We start from the raw sequence: 16,321 nt of genomic DNA on the forward strand, positions 1-16,321 counted from the left end.
TCAAACTGCCCATCGCAAAGGCCTCCTTGCCGAAGATGAAGTTGTGGTAAACCCATCTAAGCAAGTGAGGCCTTTCTTGTATATGTCGTTTCAGGGAAAAGAGTTAGCGAAAACTACGTGCCATTCGAGTCGGCCACCGGAACAGCTTACGAGCGTCCGAATCTGGCGTCGGTCTGAAACACCGAGCGCAATTTGGCGAATTGGTTCGCCACCTCGGTTTGTCCAACCTCAGCCGATTCGATTGTCTCGTAATTAGCAGTCGTCTATATCGAGAACACGGTTCAATAACGACTTCGAGATCGCCCCGGAACGCCCATTTGCTGCCCAGGGGCGATCGTTCGCGCGGTTTAGAGCCTTAGGAATCGGCCAGGGTTACTGCTTGGCGAAACCAGGTTCCTGATGGATGCTGGTCTTCAAGTACCGATTGTCAGACAATCACAGAAAGGTTCCGGCCACTTTTTTCTATCTGATGTTCGGTGACATGGGAGTTCGTTTCAAAGTTGGTTTTCTTATCCTAGCAGAACTCGCCAAGAGTTTCGGCCTTCGATATCGGACTACTGAATGTCTTGGCGACTTCCGCTAAAATTCCTGCACAGTGCCCCGACCAGGACGAAAAGCTGCCTCGTCCAACAGGGGCAATCAAAATTGCGACTTCTCAGGAGTATGTAATGGAATCGGTAGTTGAACTGATCCGACGGGTGGAAGATTTTGAGATTGATCCGGGCGAGAAAGCCTTGCCATTTGAGGCTCGTTTAGCCCGCGAGAATGGCTGGACGGTGGCGTATTCGCGACGCGTGACCAACGAATATAAACGGTTCTGCGTCATGGCGGTTGCCGCCGGGCATCCTGTCACGCCGCCTGAGCATGTCGATCAAGCCTGGCATCTCCACCTCACCTACTCGCGATCTTACTGGGAACGCTTCTGCCCCGAAGTGCTCGGCCAACCGCTGCATCACGAACCGACCAGCGGCGGGACACACGAAGGACTGAAATATCGCGACTGGTATGCCGAGACACTCGCGAGTTACAAAAGACTGTTTGGACACCCGGCCCCGACGGATATCTGGCCATCGGTCAAACAACGCTTCGCACATGCGGGTGAGTGGCGATGGGTCAACACCGGGCAATCATGGGTGATCCCCCGATTTCAAACCGTGGTGACCGCCATCGCCGTTGCGACGATGTTGTTTCTGTTGATCTTACCAGGATGCCACGGCGCAGGCGGCTGGCCAGTTCCACCGTTCCATTTGGGAGGCGGTGGTTTTCTGGTTTTCTACTTTGCATTCGCAATCGGTACGTTGGCCTTCACGGCTGCCAGCCGTTTGTCTCAGTCCAATGACAACAGCCCGGAGTCAACGTCAACGACGCCGATCGATGTAGCGGAGTTATCGCCACAGCAGATCGCTGTGCTCAGCGGAGGCGGAGCGAGATTAGCTCATGTAGCCATGGCCCAATTGTATATGGATGAGAAAATCACGATCAGCAAACGATGGTGGGGAAAGCCCACCCAGCGATGTGAAGTCGTCGCTGCTCTTGTAGAGTTGCAGCAGGCCCGACTTTTTGAGCATGCTTGCCTTCAGTTCCCAGACCGATTCCGGCAGGATCACCGAGTCGCGAACCAGACTCAATCCGAATGCATTCTCGGCTTCCAATCGAGTCAGCCCCATCGCCGCAGCGAGCACGGTTTCAAGTCGTTCGGCGCCGGGGAGTTCACCCTCTTCGGTGGCGATGCCTTCGGCAATTTCCTTGAGTTGTTCCCGGGTCGGCAACGGATGGTCGATGACGATGAATAGCTTTTCGAGTTCCGTTGGGATCTGGACCACCGGCGATAGGATGACGAAGATCGTTCGAGTTGACTTGCCGTCAACGATCTGACGCGCCAACGCCTGCATGATTTCGGCGGAACTGAGGAAGCGATGGAAATTCGTCAATACGACGATCGACGGCGTGTCATCGCCAGCGAATGAACGCATCGAGCGAATTGCGGACAAAGGATCATTTGACCCATCATCATCACCGAGCGGACTTCCGCTCACTCGCAAACCCTGGTCGATGTCCCAGCTCACTAGCCGCCACTCGTGCTCACGACAAAGCTGGCTGATTTCGAGTAACGCGTCGTCATGCTCGTGACTTTCGATCCAGATGCCGGTGAAACAGGCTTTCACCAATTCCTCCAATCGATCGGATAGTTTCATAGATTCTCCTTGTTTTAAAGTGAAATTCAGGATGCCAGCAGGTCATTGATCGCCAACATCCAAGACGTGATTTCTCCCTCTGGGTCACGCTCGGCCAGCAAGCTGGGCGTCATGTGTTCAACGGCAACTGTGTTGAGCCAACGTTTCGCTCGATTCGCCATTCGGCTTTGCGAACGTTTGGCCTGCAGTAGCCATGCGGTCTCGCCAGGACGCTGGCGGTAGAGTTCGCGGGCAGTCAGTTCCGCAACGCGATCGAAGTCGTCAAATTGCACGGTGATCTGTCCCGCCGCAAATATCGCTCGAGGATGCAGGTAGTTTTCAAGACACCGTTTCCGGGTGATGACCGCCCGGCATCCTTCACGATTGTTGACCGAGTCCGCAGCTTGCCTGCGGAGATCGGTCTCGGGAGACAGCTCGTGATCGTAAAGATGGAATTCGGGACGACCGAGCGGAGCAAAGCGATTGACCCACGCTCGAACATGACCGCCCCCGAATGGAACGAAAATGAGTTCACCCCGCCGCTCCATCTCCGCCAAATTTGGTAGCTGACAGTCGGTGGCATGAAGCATCAGGCTGATGCGACGCAAAAACTCGATGTCATTCATTCCCTCGACGACCAACAGCAGACCAACGCGATCTGCTGTTTGGATTCTTGCATCGTTTAAGCTTTCGCTAGATATGTCGATTATCTCTCCTTTTGTGTTTCGGTGTTGGCGCTGGACTGAGCCGAATAGAATTCGGTTGTGAGTCTTTCGGACTGTCGTTTGCCCAGAGCGGTTTCGAGGAATTGAGTAGCTTCGCGGCATTCACCGCCAGTAAAACCAATCGTTTCGATCTTGGTCGCACCGGTCGGAGAGATGACAATGTTGAACGTTTTCAACTGGCACCTCCAACTTGGACGGTGAGCTTGATTGATCCGTCAGCCAGTGATTGTTCAGTCACGGAGTGCCCCTGCTTGCGAGCTTCCAAAACCGATTTTTCAACCGCATACCGCTGGATCAGCTTGTCCAGTTGAGCCTGTTCACCCCAATGACCTCCGTAGTTGTCGTAGTGAACAGTGCCGCTGTCGGTATCGCAGACGACGGGGTATCGCCAGCGTGGGAGCTGGACGCAATATCCAGTTGCCTCGGCGCTGAATAGCTTGATGGTTTGATGCATCGGTGCGTCAAGGCCAAGTCGACGGCACGATGACCGCAATGCCTCTGGATCACGCACCTGTGTCTCGATCGTCACAACGTGTGACATAGATTCTCCTTTGTGGAAATAATTGAATGAACTAGTTGCGATCGCTTTGACCTGTCGGTCTGTCGCCAATCCGTGGAAGTTCTTTGGACCTGTCGCGATCAGTGCTGTCATGAATCGTGAACAGCTTTGGAGTCGGAGAATTGATTTCTGCGAGCAGAAGTTCGGCAATTGCCATGTTCTCATCAGCCTGGTCACTGCGGCGTAGAACTTGCCAAGCGATTAACAGCGGAACGGCACATGCAAACATCAAACCAACGGCTTTGATCGCTTCGGCAATCACCGGCGCTCGATTTCTTGAGTTGGCAACATCACGGCGGTCATGCTCCAGCAAGTCTCGTTGCCTCCCGAGTTCAGATCGTTCCAACTGCACATCGCGATGCAGACCGATCATGTCCTCGCGTGCGACGGCATCGAATTCGACGAGCCGCTTGGTTCCTTCAGCGATGTGACGCTGCAACTCCGTGTTGCGAATTTCCTGCTGAGCTTGCCGCTCAAGACTCCTTTCCGCCATTTCGGCGAGTCGTCTGTTTTCGTCGTCCCGACATCCGCCTGCGGCGAGGGTGACGATGGCCACGACCAAGACCGTCTTCAGTTTTGGCATGTTGTCTCCATTGTTCTAGAATTCGATTCAAAATGGCTTGCAGGCCGAGTCGCAGTCGACGCTCTCGGGCCAAGGCGAGCACAGCAACTAGCAATGCGCCGCTAATAACCACCATGAACATGTAAGCGATAGGCCCCTCCTTTCCATGGTAAAGAGTAAGATAAATTGAGGATGCTGATTGATTTGGCTCTACATATGACGCGTTTTGGGCGTCAATTTGGGTCCATCGGCGACGCCCAAACAAGAAGCGGCCATTCATGGAATATGCCACGCATTATCTGGTAACTTCGCTCTTGGTCTTGCTGGCATCTGATTTGGCAGCGATCTCCTCGGCAATTCGCCGAGCCACCAAACGCAAGAGTTTGCGAAGGATCGATCCACGATCCCGTAATGCAGTTTTTGCTCGGTCTTTCATCGTGTTTCCGTGTTAGCGCATGAAAAACCCCGCGGCCAATGACCAGCGGGGCATAAGATATGAAACGGGTTGGAAGGTCTCCTCGCCTGCTAAAGTGGGTCAAATCGATAGCGAGGATGTAAATGTCGGCGTAGCTTGCCTTCCGCTGGCGGGGCCGTCAGAACCTGATATGGATCGTCGAGTCCACGTTGACGCATTTCGCGATAGAGACGCTTTGCGCGCTGCACCGCAGGCTGCGTGATCTTGAGACGCTCCGCAATCTCACGTTCGGTCAGCTCAGGTCCGGATTCGCCGTTCAGTTTACTCTGCCGGGCAACTTCGGCCATAAACTTGACTCGTTGAGGTACTTCAAAGAGGTCGACTGTCCGGTGGTGCTTCATCACATCGACGTCGAGCATCTTCGACAGTGGTTCGCCTTCGATCAGAGAAAGCAAGTTAACTGTGAAAGTGGCTCGCAGGCCGACTTTGCCACCATCGATCAATTGAACCGGGAGAACGACAAGGTCTTCGATGAACTGATTCATAAGGCGGCCAAACTGTGGATCTGGAAGGCTCGATTTGAAAATATCGATAGCCCGTGATCGAATATCATCGACAGAGGGCACCACGATGTTGCTCTGCGACGAGTCTTGCAGCGACCGGAGTTCATCCGCTAAGTCAGCTTGGCGATTTTCAAGCCGATTCAATTCGACCTTCAGCAAACGAGACCCACTGCCGGAGCGAATAAAATTGAGAACGTTATCTATTTCCCGCTCGACACGATCTAGATCACGACGTATTTCTTGAAGACGTCCTCCTGCATTTTCGTTTAACTGCTGAACTTGGTTTCGGACTTCATTCATCAGCACTTCGTCAAACTCTGGAAGTTCTTTAACCAGTTCTATGACCGATTCACAAATCCGCCGAGAGGTATCCCGGCCATTTGCACTCGCTCCGTTCCAGCATTTGTATTCGATCGCTCCCTTGCACATCAGATTCTGAGGCTGGCCATGAGCACCGTAATACAGAACGCGACCGCAAATTCCGCAGTACATGCTCTGTCCCGGCCAGACCGTGCGTGAGCGGGGCATGCCCTCACGTTTGTCCTTTGCATGCTGCTTTCCACGACGATACTTGGCATTCTTGCGATCGATCTTCCGCAAAATCCGGTCGTACCGAATCGGTTCGATGAACGCTAAATGCTCACAATGTCGCGTCAAATGATCCTTTTCTGCCGCCGTCACCGAACGCCGCTTACCGGTCCGATTGTTTCGCTTTGATACGCGGCGATTCCACCGCCGAGAACCCTTTAAAATCGTATTATGAGTGATTCGAGAAACCATAGCGGTTGACCAAGTGTTTAAGCGGCACCCAGGCCCCGTTGGGACCCCCTGGTCGTTGAGCCAATCAGCGACTTCAGAATAGGAGGCTCCGTCGTCAAGCATCTCGAACCAGCGATTGTAAACCTTCTCTGCATCTGGGTCTTTCGAAAGATCGTTGTCGGTCTTGGCTCCTTCAGCGCGAACATAGCCGTATGGCAAGACAACCAAAATCGAGCCTTCCGAGAATCGATTACGAAAGGTCCGCTTAATTCGATCGGAGGTATCCTGGTTGTGCCGCTCGTGGTGCAGCGTGGAAAACATCGCTGACGTCTTCCAATCAGACTTGAACGTATCGACGTGGTCGTTGATGGCGATCAACCTCGTTTCGAAGTCTTCACAGAGTTCGCAAATTCGAAGAGCGTCAAGCCGGCGGCAAATACGGCCAAGGTCTTCAACGACGATCAAATCGGGCCAACCCGAATCGATCAAATCCTCCATCTCGCGGTAAGAGTCGCGGTCGATGACCTCGCCGCTACCGCGGCTAGCAATACTCTTCCAGTCAATCTCGCCATCGTAATGGTCGGAAACGAGGCGTTTCGACTTCGCCCGTTGATCATCGAGGGCTCGTTCGTCTTGGTGCTCGGTACTGATTCGCTCAATGGTTAGCACCTTCAATGTCGTTCCGCGTCGCGGTCGAAGGGCCGGGTTTATGTAGTCACTCATAACAGTCTCACTCAATGAGACCCGGCAATCCAATCTTGGCACACTGTGCCAAAGAACCTGCCTACGGGTGAGAACACGTGACTACAGCTGACAACAAACGAAAAATCGCAAGTCGTTGACACGGAACACTTTGCAGCTGCAAGTGCTTGTTCGGCAATCACTTACGGCAAGCAGATTTTAGAGTCCCGTGTCCTCCGCTTAAAAGCCACTTGCCGCCAGTCGGTAAGTGGCTTTTTTTTGGCTCATACGACTGAAAGCGTACTTTGTTGGATGGAGCGAGTAGAGCGTGAGCTCAAAATACTCACGGTCGCGGATACCGCAGGATTGCCTTTGGACAGTCTTGATTTTGCTGTTGGTGCCCTCCATCGGCCCGGATTATATCCGATGCCTAAAGTAGTTCATCAGTCCCTCTTCAAGCCGCATCAACGTCTTTGCCATTGTTTTTAGGGGGGCCAGTCCGGTCGCTATCGCTCGCTCACACCAAAACCGCAGGAACAACTGGGCCGGCCAGCGAAACGTATACCTCCAAAACATTCGCAGCTCCTCCTTGAGATGATACGCCGTGGCTAGCGGCTCGTTGAGTTCCAATGCCGCGGCCAGGTGTGCTTCCTCGTTGCGATCTGCACGTAGGTTCTCGGGATTCTTCAGCAGCAGCCACTGACTCCCCTTGAGCACCGACTTTTCAGCGGCGGTCGCTTTCTGGAAGAGTTGCCGACGGAGTGTGGTCAACTTCTCGTTCATTAATTTCACGACATGGAAGCGGTCAAACACGATATCGGCGTTAGGAAGGTTCCCACGCACCGCAAGGATGTAGGCGCTGGACATGTCCATCGCAACTGCTTCGATGCGATGCCGCCGACGGCCCCGTCGTTTTCGAAAAGGTACTAGCGAACCGGCCGATTTGCCTTCTCCCACGAAGATAATCGCACCGCTGTCCAGGTCCATCACTAGCGTCACGTAGCGGTGACCTTTGCCAATGCAGATCTCATCGATGGCGATTCGCCGTACGTCATTCAGGGAAGGATTGGCGAATCGTCGCCTGAGATCGTCTTTTTTGATTTCCCTGATCACGTCCCATGTGAGACCGAGAAGATCGGCAACGTCTTTGATTGTCATGCTGCGAGTGAGCTGCAATGCGTATGTCCCCCAGCCCTTGGTGTAGCTTCGGCGGGCGTCGGCAAAGTCAGTTTAGATTTGGCGAACGGCCCCGCAATCATGGCACTGCACGCGAGGTAAGGAGGCGACGACTACGGTCCGTTTTAGGCCGATCGGAGAAGCTCGAAATTCCCGTTGCCTGAGTCTTCGACGGATCACGTTTCGGCTATCGCACGATGGACAGCAAATCGTCTTTCCGCGTGGCGGGACATGAAATCGTGTGACGCCTTTGGAGAACTCAATCCGCGTCTGCTGGTAGCCACGGATGCCAAAGGACTGATAAAACAAGGTGGTGGACATGTGCATTTCTCAAAGAAGACATGAGAAATCTCCTCGAAAGATCGCATATCCACGCTTTTTCTTCCATACGCCACATTCTCGATCGCCCGGAGCCTCGCGCACCCGTCAGTCGGATGAGCCACTTTTCGTGGGCAATTCCAATGGACGGAAGCGGTCACACTCGTTTCTAAGTCCCACGTCGCCGATGACGTCTATGCCCGAGCAATTGAACAGTTGTCGGAGGCCGAGCTAACCAATTTGACGCTCGCCATTGTCGCCATCAATGGTTGGAATCGTTTCAGCATCGCGTTTCGCAAATCGCCTGTGTTGGTCACTGCCAAATCCAACTAGGTCTCGGCATGAGCAAAGCAGGCCGGACCAAGCGAAGCGACGTTCCGATGGTCAGCTAGTCCAGTACTTACGCTTAGTTGAACGAGGTATCTGACAAGTCAGCGAAATCTTCCTTTGGGGAACGACTATGCAAATCATCGAGCCTACTCACGACATGGCCATCGATCATCGCGTTCGCGCATTTCTGAGAATGCTTAACTCCGCCGATGGAAAACCGCTCGAGGAGTTGTCGCCGGCCAATGCCCGCGACGTGCTAGCCGGATTGCAAACATCCGTCCAAGTTGATGTGCCGCCCGCACACGTATCTAAGTTGTCAATCACGCAGGATGGCCAAAAAATTGAACTGACCATTGTTCGCCCGGCCGGTGAAGTCAAGACAGTGCCAGTATTTATGTTCTTTCATGGCGGGGGCTGGGTGCTCGGCGATTTCCCTACTCATGAACGCTTGGTGCGTGATCTTGTGTGGCTCTCTGGCATCGCCGCCGTGTTCGTGAACTACACGCCTTCGCCGGAAGCTCGATACCCAATTGCCATCAATCAAGCCTATGCCGCAACAAAGTGGGTTTCAAAGCATGGTCAAAAGATTCATGTTAACGGCAGTCGAATGGCGGTCGTTGGTAACAGCGTCGGCGGCAACATGGCTGCGGTGGTTGCCTTGATGGCCAAGGATCGCGGCGGACCCGACATTCGCTTTCAAGTTCTTATGTGGCCCGTAACGGATGCCAACTTCGACACGAAGTCGTACCACGAATTTGCTGAGGGTCGTTTCCTGACGCGAAGCATGATGAAATGGTTTTGGGACAACTACACGACCGATCCCATCGAACGTATCGAAATCTACGCTTCACCATTGCGAGCGATGACCGAAGAGCTTCGTGGGTTACCACCGGCGTTGGTGCAGACGGGTGGTAACGACGTGCTGCGTGATGAAGGCGAAGAATACGCTCGCAAGTTGGACGCCGCCGACGTTGACGTCATCGCGACGCGCTATAGCAACATGATCCACGATTGGGGACTGTTGAATCCAATTAGCGACGTCCCCGCGACTCGCGCCTCGATCCTACAAGTCGCGCAAGAACTCAAGCGTCGGTTGCAATAAGCTTCTGGCGGAAAATGTTCAAGGTCATACCTACACCCATTGATAAAAAAAGACATGTCTACGACGAACACTCACCCCAGCCGAACTCACGTCAATACCGCCTTCGCAAGGCCCACCGACCTTTCACCCCTTGGCGTGGCAGAGGTATCTGCTGAATTGCGTGTTCTGTTGGCGGATATTTTTGCGTTATACATCAAAACCAAGAACTTTCATTGGCACATGAGCGGCCCGCACTTCCGTGACTATCACCTGCTTCTGGACGAACAGTCCGAACAAATTCTCGCGATGACAGATGACCTCGCCGAACGAGCTCGCAAAATTGGAGGCACGACACTGAGATCTATCGGCGACATATCACGGCTGCAGCGTCTGCAAGACAACGACGAAGATATTGTTGCCCCGGAGGACATGCTGTCGGAGCTAGCCGAAGACAATCATCAACTCTCCAAAGCGTTGCGTGCTACCCACGCAATTTGCGATGAACACAACGACGTCGCGACCGCCAGCCTGATCGAAAACTGGATCGACGAAACCGAATGCCGAACTTGGTTTCTGTCCGAAACGGCGAGGTCGCGTTGACTTCGTCGATTCAACACGCACGAGACGAGTTGCTTCTTCAAACAAATTTCCATTTAACAGAGAGATTAATTCATGGACTATCAAGCATGGGTCGCAGCCGAACCTGGTGCACCGTTTCAAAAGCAATCCATGAATCGGCCATCACTGGGGCTAGAGGAAGTCGAAGTAGAGGTTGAACATTGTGGCGTTTGCCATTCCGACCTTTCGATGTGGCAAAACGAATGGGGCATCGCGGCCTATCCTGCTGTGTTGGGACACGAAGTGGTTGGACGCGTTACGGCTTTAGGAGCACATGCCAAAGCGTTAGCGGTAGGCCAACGCGTCGGCATCGGTTGGAATAGCGGAAGCTGCATGCACTGTCGTCCATGCATGTCAGGCGACCAACATCTCTGCAACGAAGCTCAACCGACCATTGCCGGACACTTCGGCGGATTCGCGAAATCAGTGCGGGCCCATTGGGCTTGGACAATCCCACTGCCTGAGGGCCTGAATATCGCCGATGCAGGGCCACTACTTTGTGGCGGCATCACAGTATTTAATCCTATCGCGAAATTTGCCACGCCGATGAGCCGCGTGGGAGTTATTGGCATCGGCGGGCTTGGACATATGGCCGTCAAGTTTGCCTCCGCGTACGGTTGCGATGTGACTGCGTTCACCTCCAGGGAAAGTAAGTTCGACGAGGCGCGTGGCTTCGGCGCTCAACATGTCGTCGCGACTCGCGATAGCCAAGCGGTTCATAAGCTTGAAAAGTCGTTTGACCTGTTGATCGTCACCGTGAACGTTCCTCTGGATTGGGATGCTCTCATCGCGTCTCTCGCACCCAACGGACGAATGCATGTCGTCGGCGCCGTGCTTGACCCAATTCCAGTCTCGGTTTTCCCTTTAATCATGCGGCAAGCCAGTGTCGGGGCATCTCCGACCGGTTCGCCTGTCGGTATGGCCGACATGCTTCAATTCGCAGCGCGACACGACATCGCCCCGCAAGCCGAGCACTTTCCGATGAGTAAGATCAATGAAGCTTTTGAGCATGTTGCTGCCGGCAACGCACGCTATCGCGTCGTCTTAGACGCCGACTTTTAAAACGTTTCCCCAGTCAAATCCGAAAATAGGATCAGCAATGATGCTCGAGAATATTAAAAACGTCATCATCGGAAGCGGTGAAGGTGGTAAGTTCCTCGCTTGGCACTTGGCACGCAGTGGGGAGCCCGCCGCTGTCATCGAGCGGAGAATGATTGGCGGTTCTTGCCCCAACACCAACTGCTTGCCAAGCAAGAATGAAATTTGGAGTGCCACAGTCGCTCACCTCACGCGGCACGCAAACGCGTTCGGCGTTGACATCGCAGAGCAAGATGTATCGGTCGACATGGTCGCGGTGCGACAGCGTAAACGAGACATGGTCGAGGGTCTAATACAACTTCATCTCGACAATTTTCGATCGAGTGGCACCGAGCTTGTCATGGGAAATGCGACGCTCATTGGTGAACGCCTGCTCGAAGTGCAGCTGAATGATGGCGGCACGCGCACGATATCCGCCGATCGACTATTTCTGAATCTTGGCACACATGCGACAATTCCCGCCGTGCCGGGATTGGTTGAGGCACAACCGATGACGCATGTTGACCTGCTCGAGCTTGATCGTGTCCCGGCATACTTGGTCGTTGTCGGTGGCGGATATGTCGGTTTAGAATTCGCTCAAGCGTTTAGAAGGTTCGGTAGCCAAGTCACCGTCTTGCAACACGGCAGCCAACTGTTAAGCAATCAGGACGACGACGTATCATCCGAGATTTCGCTGGCGCTGCGTGATGAAGGGATTGAAATTGTCACGTCGGTCGATATCAAATCTGTCACCGGGCGATCGGGGCTTCGCGTTGGTATCGATCTCTGTACGCCTGACGGTGATCGAAGAATCAATGCGAGTCACATCCTCGTCGCTGCTGGACGAACGTAAGCGTTCGGCGGGAGGATGAAAATGGGCGTCGGTAGGTTGGCGGTTTTTCTTGAACCCAGGAGGTCAACATGTTGCCGTCTCGTCGTCAGGTTTGGGCTGAGCGATTCAGTCGCTATCAAGCTTGTACGTTCCTGCAAAGAAGATGTGAGAATTCTCTTTGAAGGATGGCATGTCCACACTTTTTTATCCATCCGTCGTAACTTCCGCGACTTCAAACCCGGCGCACGCTTTAGTCGGATGAGCCATTTTAAGGTGCTGCGGACGCCTACCGAGGCGATGGAAAACACGACGCAGTTGTTTCTGGGGATCCGGTTCAATTGCAATCAATGTCACGACCATCCGTTTGAGCGTTGGACCCAAGATCAATACTTCGAAATGGCTGCGTTTTTCGCACACGTCAATCGGAAACGCGATCCGAACTCGGGTGATCGCAAGGTCGGCGGTACCGCGGTTGAACAGGCCACGCCGCTGTTTGAGATTATCGATGACACTGCAACGAGCGAAATCGAACATGCCCGCACGGGTGAATCCGTCGCTCCATCTTTCCCATACAAACTCTCCGGCCTAGAACAGCCCGCCGCAGCTAGTGAAACGCTGACCACGGTGCGAAGCGATGCCACCAGCGACGAGGAAATTCAGAGTACGCGTCGTGAACAACTCGCCGCGTGGATGACAGACCCGCATAACCCCTATTTCGCTCGTAGCTATGTCAATCGCATCTGGGCATACCTTACCGGCGTGGGATTGATTGAACCGATCGATGACATTCGCGCCGGGAACCCCGCGACGAACCCAGAATTACTTGACTACCTCACCGATGAATTCGTACGTTCGGGATTCGATACGCAAGCATTGATTCGTTTGATCTGCCAGTCGAGAACCTATGGGCTGGCGATCGACACGAATCCTCTGAACGAGGACGATCAACAAAACTACTCGCACGCGACGCCGCGGAGGTTACCGGCCGAGGTCATTTTTGACACGGTACATGCACTGACCGGTTCAGTGAGCAAATTGCCCGGCATGCCGCCAGGATCGCGAGCGGCCGCCGCCACGGATGCGGGCGTCACATCACCCGACGGCTTCCTAGCTAATCTGGGACGGCCGGTGCGAGAAACCGCCTGCGAGTGTGAACGAAGCGATGAGTTGCAACTCGGCCCCGTCATGGCGCTAATCAGCGGCCCTACCATTGGGTCCGCAATTAGCGATCCGCAGAATGAATTGGCGGAGATTGTTGCTGAGCATCCCACCGATCAAGCGATTGCTGAGGAGATCTTCATCCGGGCAATTGGGCGTGCGCCCTCGCCCACCGAGGTGGCGGCCTTTACCGATATGACGCAGCAGATCGAGACTGATCATCAACGACTCGCTGCCCGGCTCGCCACCGCCGAGGCCGCGTGGACGGTAGAGTTTGAAACTCGGGAAGCATCACGCCGGGCGATGCTGCAGGATGTAGAAGAGAAAATCACCGCCCGCGAGATGGAAATTGCCGATGAGCAAGTACGCTTGGCTGAGCAGCGAAAAGCGGCAATTTCGCTAGCCACAGAAAACCTCGCTGCTGCGACCGCAGCGATACCAGCGGCCACGGAAGCTTGGATTGCGAAAAATGCGAAAGCGGGCGTGCCCGAGTGGTTTCCGCTCGCGCCGCAAGCCTACTCCGCAAGTGATGATGTTGTGCTCACGGTGCTCCCCGATCGCAGCGTCTTGGCCTCCGGCACAGCTGCGAAAGCCACCTACACACTGGAGTTTGAAACTGAACTCCACCAGATCACTGGTTTCCGAGTCGAAGCCCTTGCTGATGAATCGCTCCCCGGCGGTGGTCCAGGACTACCGCAGAACGGAAATTTTGTCGTCACCGAAATCACCGTCCACGCCAGCAGCGACGAATCGCTACCACCGCCCAAACTACCTGGGGTGAAAATCTCGCGAGGCAACGCCGACTTTCTACAAGCGGGTTTCTCCATCGATCTCGCATTCGACGGCAAAACAGGTAACCAGAACGGTTGGGCGGTCTCGCCGATGCTGTCACGGGATCACTGGTCTACCTTCCAGTTTGCCAGTGCCCTGGCGACCGAGCCCGATTCGAAAACTCGATTACGTTTTGTCATCTCACAAAACCATTCAGCTGCCAACCACCTGTTGGGACGCTTTCGAATCAGCTTGACGACTCATCGGGGCGATATTCCCTTGAGCACGACCGAGGCGCTCGGGATTGCCTCGCTGGCATCGCCCCCGCAACGCACTGAAGCCCAGACGAAACTGTTACTTGACTACGTGCGATCTCAGGACGACGGGCTTCAGATGGCGCAAGCTCAATTGGCGACAGCTAGTAAACCCGTGCCGCCAGACAAGCAGCTTGTCGCCTTACGCGCAACGCAAGAGCGACTTTCCGCCACTACCGGTGTGGACGCCGACTTGCTCACGCTGCGTGAGAACGTCCAACGAAGCGAGTCCCAGAGAAAGCAGGCGAGACTGACCGCTACCCAAGACCTCGTATGGGCACTGATCAATTCGTCCGCATTTCTTTTCAATCATTGACAGAGTTACTTTGCGATGGGGTGCTAGCTTTGGCGCTGACAACTCTGCTCGCTCAATATCGACTTCATTACATTGACCGCTGCATCTATGACGAGCCGAGCCCGCTGATCCGACAACGGCGTTGAGCGTTTCAGACTAAATCGCGATTTCGTGTGAGCTTGCGACCTCGGACACTTAGCAGATTTCTATCGCTTCCCCTCCCCAGCCGCTTTCAGATTCTCTCTCCACCAAGGCTAGTAGCGAACGCTAATAGCTATCAGCTTTCGAACAAAGGAACTCCGATGTTGTCATTCAAAGGCCATGCGGGCAAAGACCTGTGTGATTCCCAACTAGGTTCGACGCGGCGTAGCTTTCTACGGGTTGGTGGAGCGGGGATGCTCGGTCTGTCACTGCCACAGCTACTCCAACTCCAGTCCGCTCAGGGTGAATCGAAAGGCGGGGAATCCTCGGGAGGGCCGGGTTGGAACAAAGCCAAGTCAATTATCATGGTCTACCTGCAAGGTGGCCCAAGTCAGTTGGATCTATGGGATCCCAAGGAGCATGTGCCGGACAATGTCCGCAGTCAGTTCGCACCGATCAGCACGAAGATTCCAGGCGTGAAGTTCACTGAAAATCTGCCCCGTCTCAGCCAGATCAACGATCGATTCACGACAATCCGCTCGATGTCGTACACACCCAACGGTTTGTTCAATCATACCGCGGCGATCTATCAGATGATGACGGGATACACGACCGATAAGGTCAGTCCCTCCGGACAGCTCGAGCCGCCTTCGCCAAAAGACTTTCCTAATTTCGGCAGTAACATCGTTAAGATGCGTCCCATCGACGAGCCCATGCTGCCCTTCGTGATGTTGCCAAGACCGCTGCAGGAATCCAACGTGATCGGCAAGGGCGGCACCGCAGGGTTTCTCGGCAAAGCATTCGATCCGTACACGCTCTACCCCAGCGGCGATGACATGTCGATGGACAAGATGGAGCGGATACGCACCGATGACCTCAGTCTACGCGACGAAGTCTTCGATATTCGCTTAGAGCGACGGGCCAATCTCCGGCAACTCCTCAACGAGCAGATGCCCACTATCAATGAGGCTGTTGAGAACTTTCAACTCGACCAGTACTACGACCGGGCCCTTTCGCTGATCATTTCCGGGCGCGCTCGCGACGCATTCAAACTCAGTGAGGAGGACAGCGTCTTGCGTGACGCGTACGGACGAAATACGTTCGGACAAAGTTGCCTGCTGGCCCGACGCCTCATCGAAGCTGGCACGCGAGTCGTCGAAGTTATCTGGCCCAAGGTTGCCAACAGCGACAACCACTCATGGGACCACCACAAAGACCTCAGCAAGCGGATGAAGACGCAGTCAGCGCCCATGCTCGACGCTGGATTGACGACTTTGATCGAAGACCTCGATCAGCGGGGGTTGCTCGATGAAACCCTCGTGGTCGCAGTGGGCGAGTTCGGCCGCAGCCCCCAGAGGGGGGTAAGCACCAGTGGGAATAATAACTCAGACGATGGACGGGATCACTGGCCGTACTGCTACACCGCGGTGTTGGCCGGCGCTGGCATCCGGCGAGGTTTGGTCTACGGCAAGAGCGACGAAACCTCGTCGGCCCCTGTCGAGCATCCAGTTCATCCCGCCGAACTGCTCGCAACGATCTACCACAGCTTTGGAATTGCCCCTGAAACGATCGTCTACAACCACCTCAATCAGCCCCGTGAGCTTGTCAAAGCCCAGGCAGTGACCGCGTTAATGAGCTAGTCCTACAGCAAATGGCGTAAAAACGCTGGTGCGAAAAAAATTTTCCGCCAACAGCAGAGAATCTGCAAGAGTCCTCTTTAGCAACTCACGCTCGAATGCTAAACTCCGCCCACAACGAGGAACAGATGACAA

General features: G+C 54.4%; 13 protein-coding genes and 1 pseudogene. 6 read left to right on the forward strand and 8 right to left on the reverse strand.

Annotated features, from left to right (window positions below; all coding sequences use genetic code 11):
* Positions 1-1,430: 1,430 nt before the first annotated feature.
* The 8 genes and pseudogenes from Poly21_RS25605 to Poly21_RS28395 all read right to left on the reverse strand — a co-directional run bounded on the left by Poly21_RS25605 (position 1,431) and on the right by Poly21_RS28395 (position 7,941).
* Entirely contained in the window at positions 1,431-2,195 is a 765-nt protein-coding gene (locus Poly21_RS25605; protein ID WP_302120638.1) for a Ycf46 family AAA ATPase, read from the reverse strand.
* 26 nt (positions 2,196-2,221) lie between these two features.
* Positions 2,222-2,800, reverse strand: a complete 579-nt coding sequence (locus tag Poly21_RS25610; RefSeq protein ID WP_302120639.1) for an ATP-dependent endonuclease — start codon at positions 2,798-2,800, stop codon at positions 2,222-2,224.
* A gap of 80 nt (positions 2,801-2,880) precedes the next feature.
* Complete coding sequence (locus tag Poly21_RS25615; protein ID WP_146409920.1) at positions 2,881-3,075, reverse strand: DUF2997 domain-containing protein; 195 nt, start codon at positions 3,073-3,075, stop codon at positions 2,881-2,883.
* Complete coding sequence (locus Poly21_RS25620) at positions 3,072-3,440, reverse strand: DUF1257 domain-containing protein (RefSeq protein ID WP_146409921.1); 369 nt, start codon at positions 3,438-3,440, stop codon at positions 3,072-3,074. Before Poly21_RS25620 ends, Poly21_RS25615 begins: the two co-directional genes overlap by 4 nt.
* A 31-nt stretch (positions 3,441-3,471) precedes the next feature.
* Positions 3,472-4,041, reverse strand: a complete 570-nt coding sequence (locus tag Poly21_RS25625; RefSeq protein ID WP_146409922.1) for a hypothetical protein — start codon at positions 4,039-4,041, stop codon at positions 3,472-3,474.
* Positions 4,042-4,545: 504 nt separating this feature from the next.
* Complete coding sequence (locus Poly21_RS25630) at positions 4,546-6,480, reverse strand: recombinase family protein (RefSeq protein WP_146409923.1); 1,935 nt, start codon at positions 6,478-6,480, stop codon at positions 4,546-4,548.
* A 198-nt stretch (positions 6,481-6,678) separates the two neighbouring features.
* Positions 6,679-7,656 (reverse strand): annotated as a pseudogene (locus Poly21_RS25640) (ISL3 family transposase); the annotation flags it as partial.
* Positions 7,657-7,668: 12 nt separating this feature from the next.
* The gene (locus tag Poly21_RS28395; RefSeq protein ID WP_146409926.1) at positions 7,669-7,941 is read right to left on the reverse strand and encodes a transposase family protein; all 273 of its coding nucleotides are present in this window, start codon (positions 7,939-7,941) and stop codon (positions 7,669-7,671) included.
* 451 nt (positions 7,942-8,392) lie between these two features.
* Here Poly21_RS28395 and Poly21_RS25655 point away from each other — a divergent pair, with 451 nt between their 5' ends.
* From Poly21_RS25655 to Poly21_RS25680, 6 genes are all read left to right on the forward strand, one after another.
* Positions 8,393-9,364 (forward strand): alpha/beta hydrolase, encoded by a 972-nt coding sequence (locus Poly21_RS25655; RefSeq protein WP_146409927.1) that lies wholly within the window; start codon positions 8,393-8,395, stop codon positions 9,362-9,364.
* 54 nt (positions 9,365-9,418) lie between these two features.
* A complete protein-coding gene (locus tag Poly21_RS25660; RefSeq protein ID WP_146409928.1) occupies positions 9,419-9,943 on the forward strand; it encodes a Dps family protein in 525 nt (174 codons plus the stop codon).
* A 72-nt stretch (positions 9,944-10,015) separates the two neighbouring features.
* Positions 10,016-11,023 (forward strand): NADPH-dependent aldehyde reductase Ahr, encoded by a 1,008-nt coding sequence (gene ahr / locus Poly21_RS25665; protein ID WP_146409929.1) that lies wholly within the window; start codon positions 10,016-10,018, stop codon positions 11,021-11,023.
* Between the two features lie 37 nt (positions 11,024-11,060).
* Positions 11,061-11,891, forward strand: a complete 831-nt coding sequence (locus Poly21_RS25670; RefSeq protein WP_146409930.1) for an FAD-dependent oxidoreductase — start codon at positions 11,061-11,063, stop codon at positions 11,889-11,891.
* A gap of 237 nt (positions 11,892-12,128) precedes the next feature.
* Positions 12,129-14,429 carry a DUF1553 domain-containing protein gene (locus Poly21_RS25675; protein ID WP_302120644.1) on the forward strand — a complete coding sequence of 767 codons (2,301 nt, stop codon included), beginning with the start codon at positions 12,129-12,131 and terminating at the stop codon, positions 14,427-14,429.
* Between the two features lie 281 nt (positions 14,430-14,710).
* Positions 14,711-16,189 carry a DUF1501 domain-containing protein gene (locus Poly21_RS25680; protein WP_146409932.1) on the forward strand — a complete coding sequence of 493 codons (1,479 nt, stop codon included), beginning with the start codon at positions 14,711-14,713 and terminating at the stop codon, positions 16,187-16,189.
* Positions 16,190-16,321: the final 132 nt, after the last annotated feature.

Source organism: Allorhodopirellula heiligendammensis, from assembly GCF_007860105.1.
Lineage (GTDB): Bacteria > Planctomycetota > Planctomycetia > Pirellulales > Pirellulaceae > Rhodopirellula > Rhodopirellula heiligendammensis.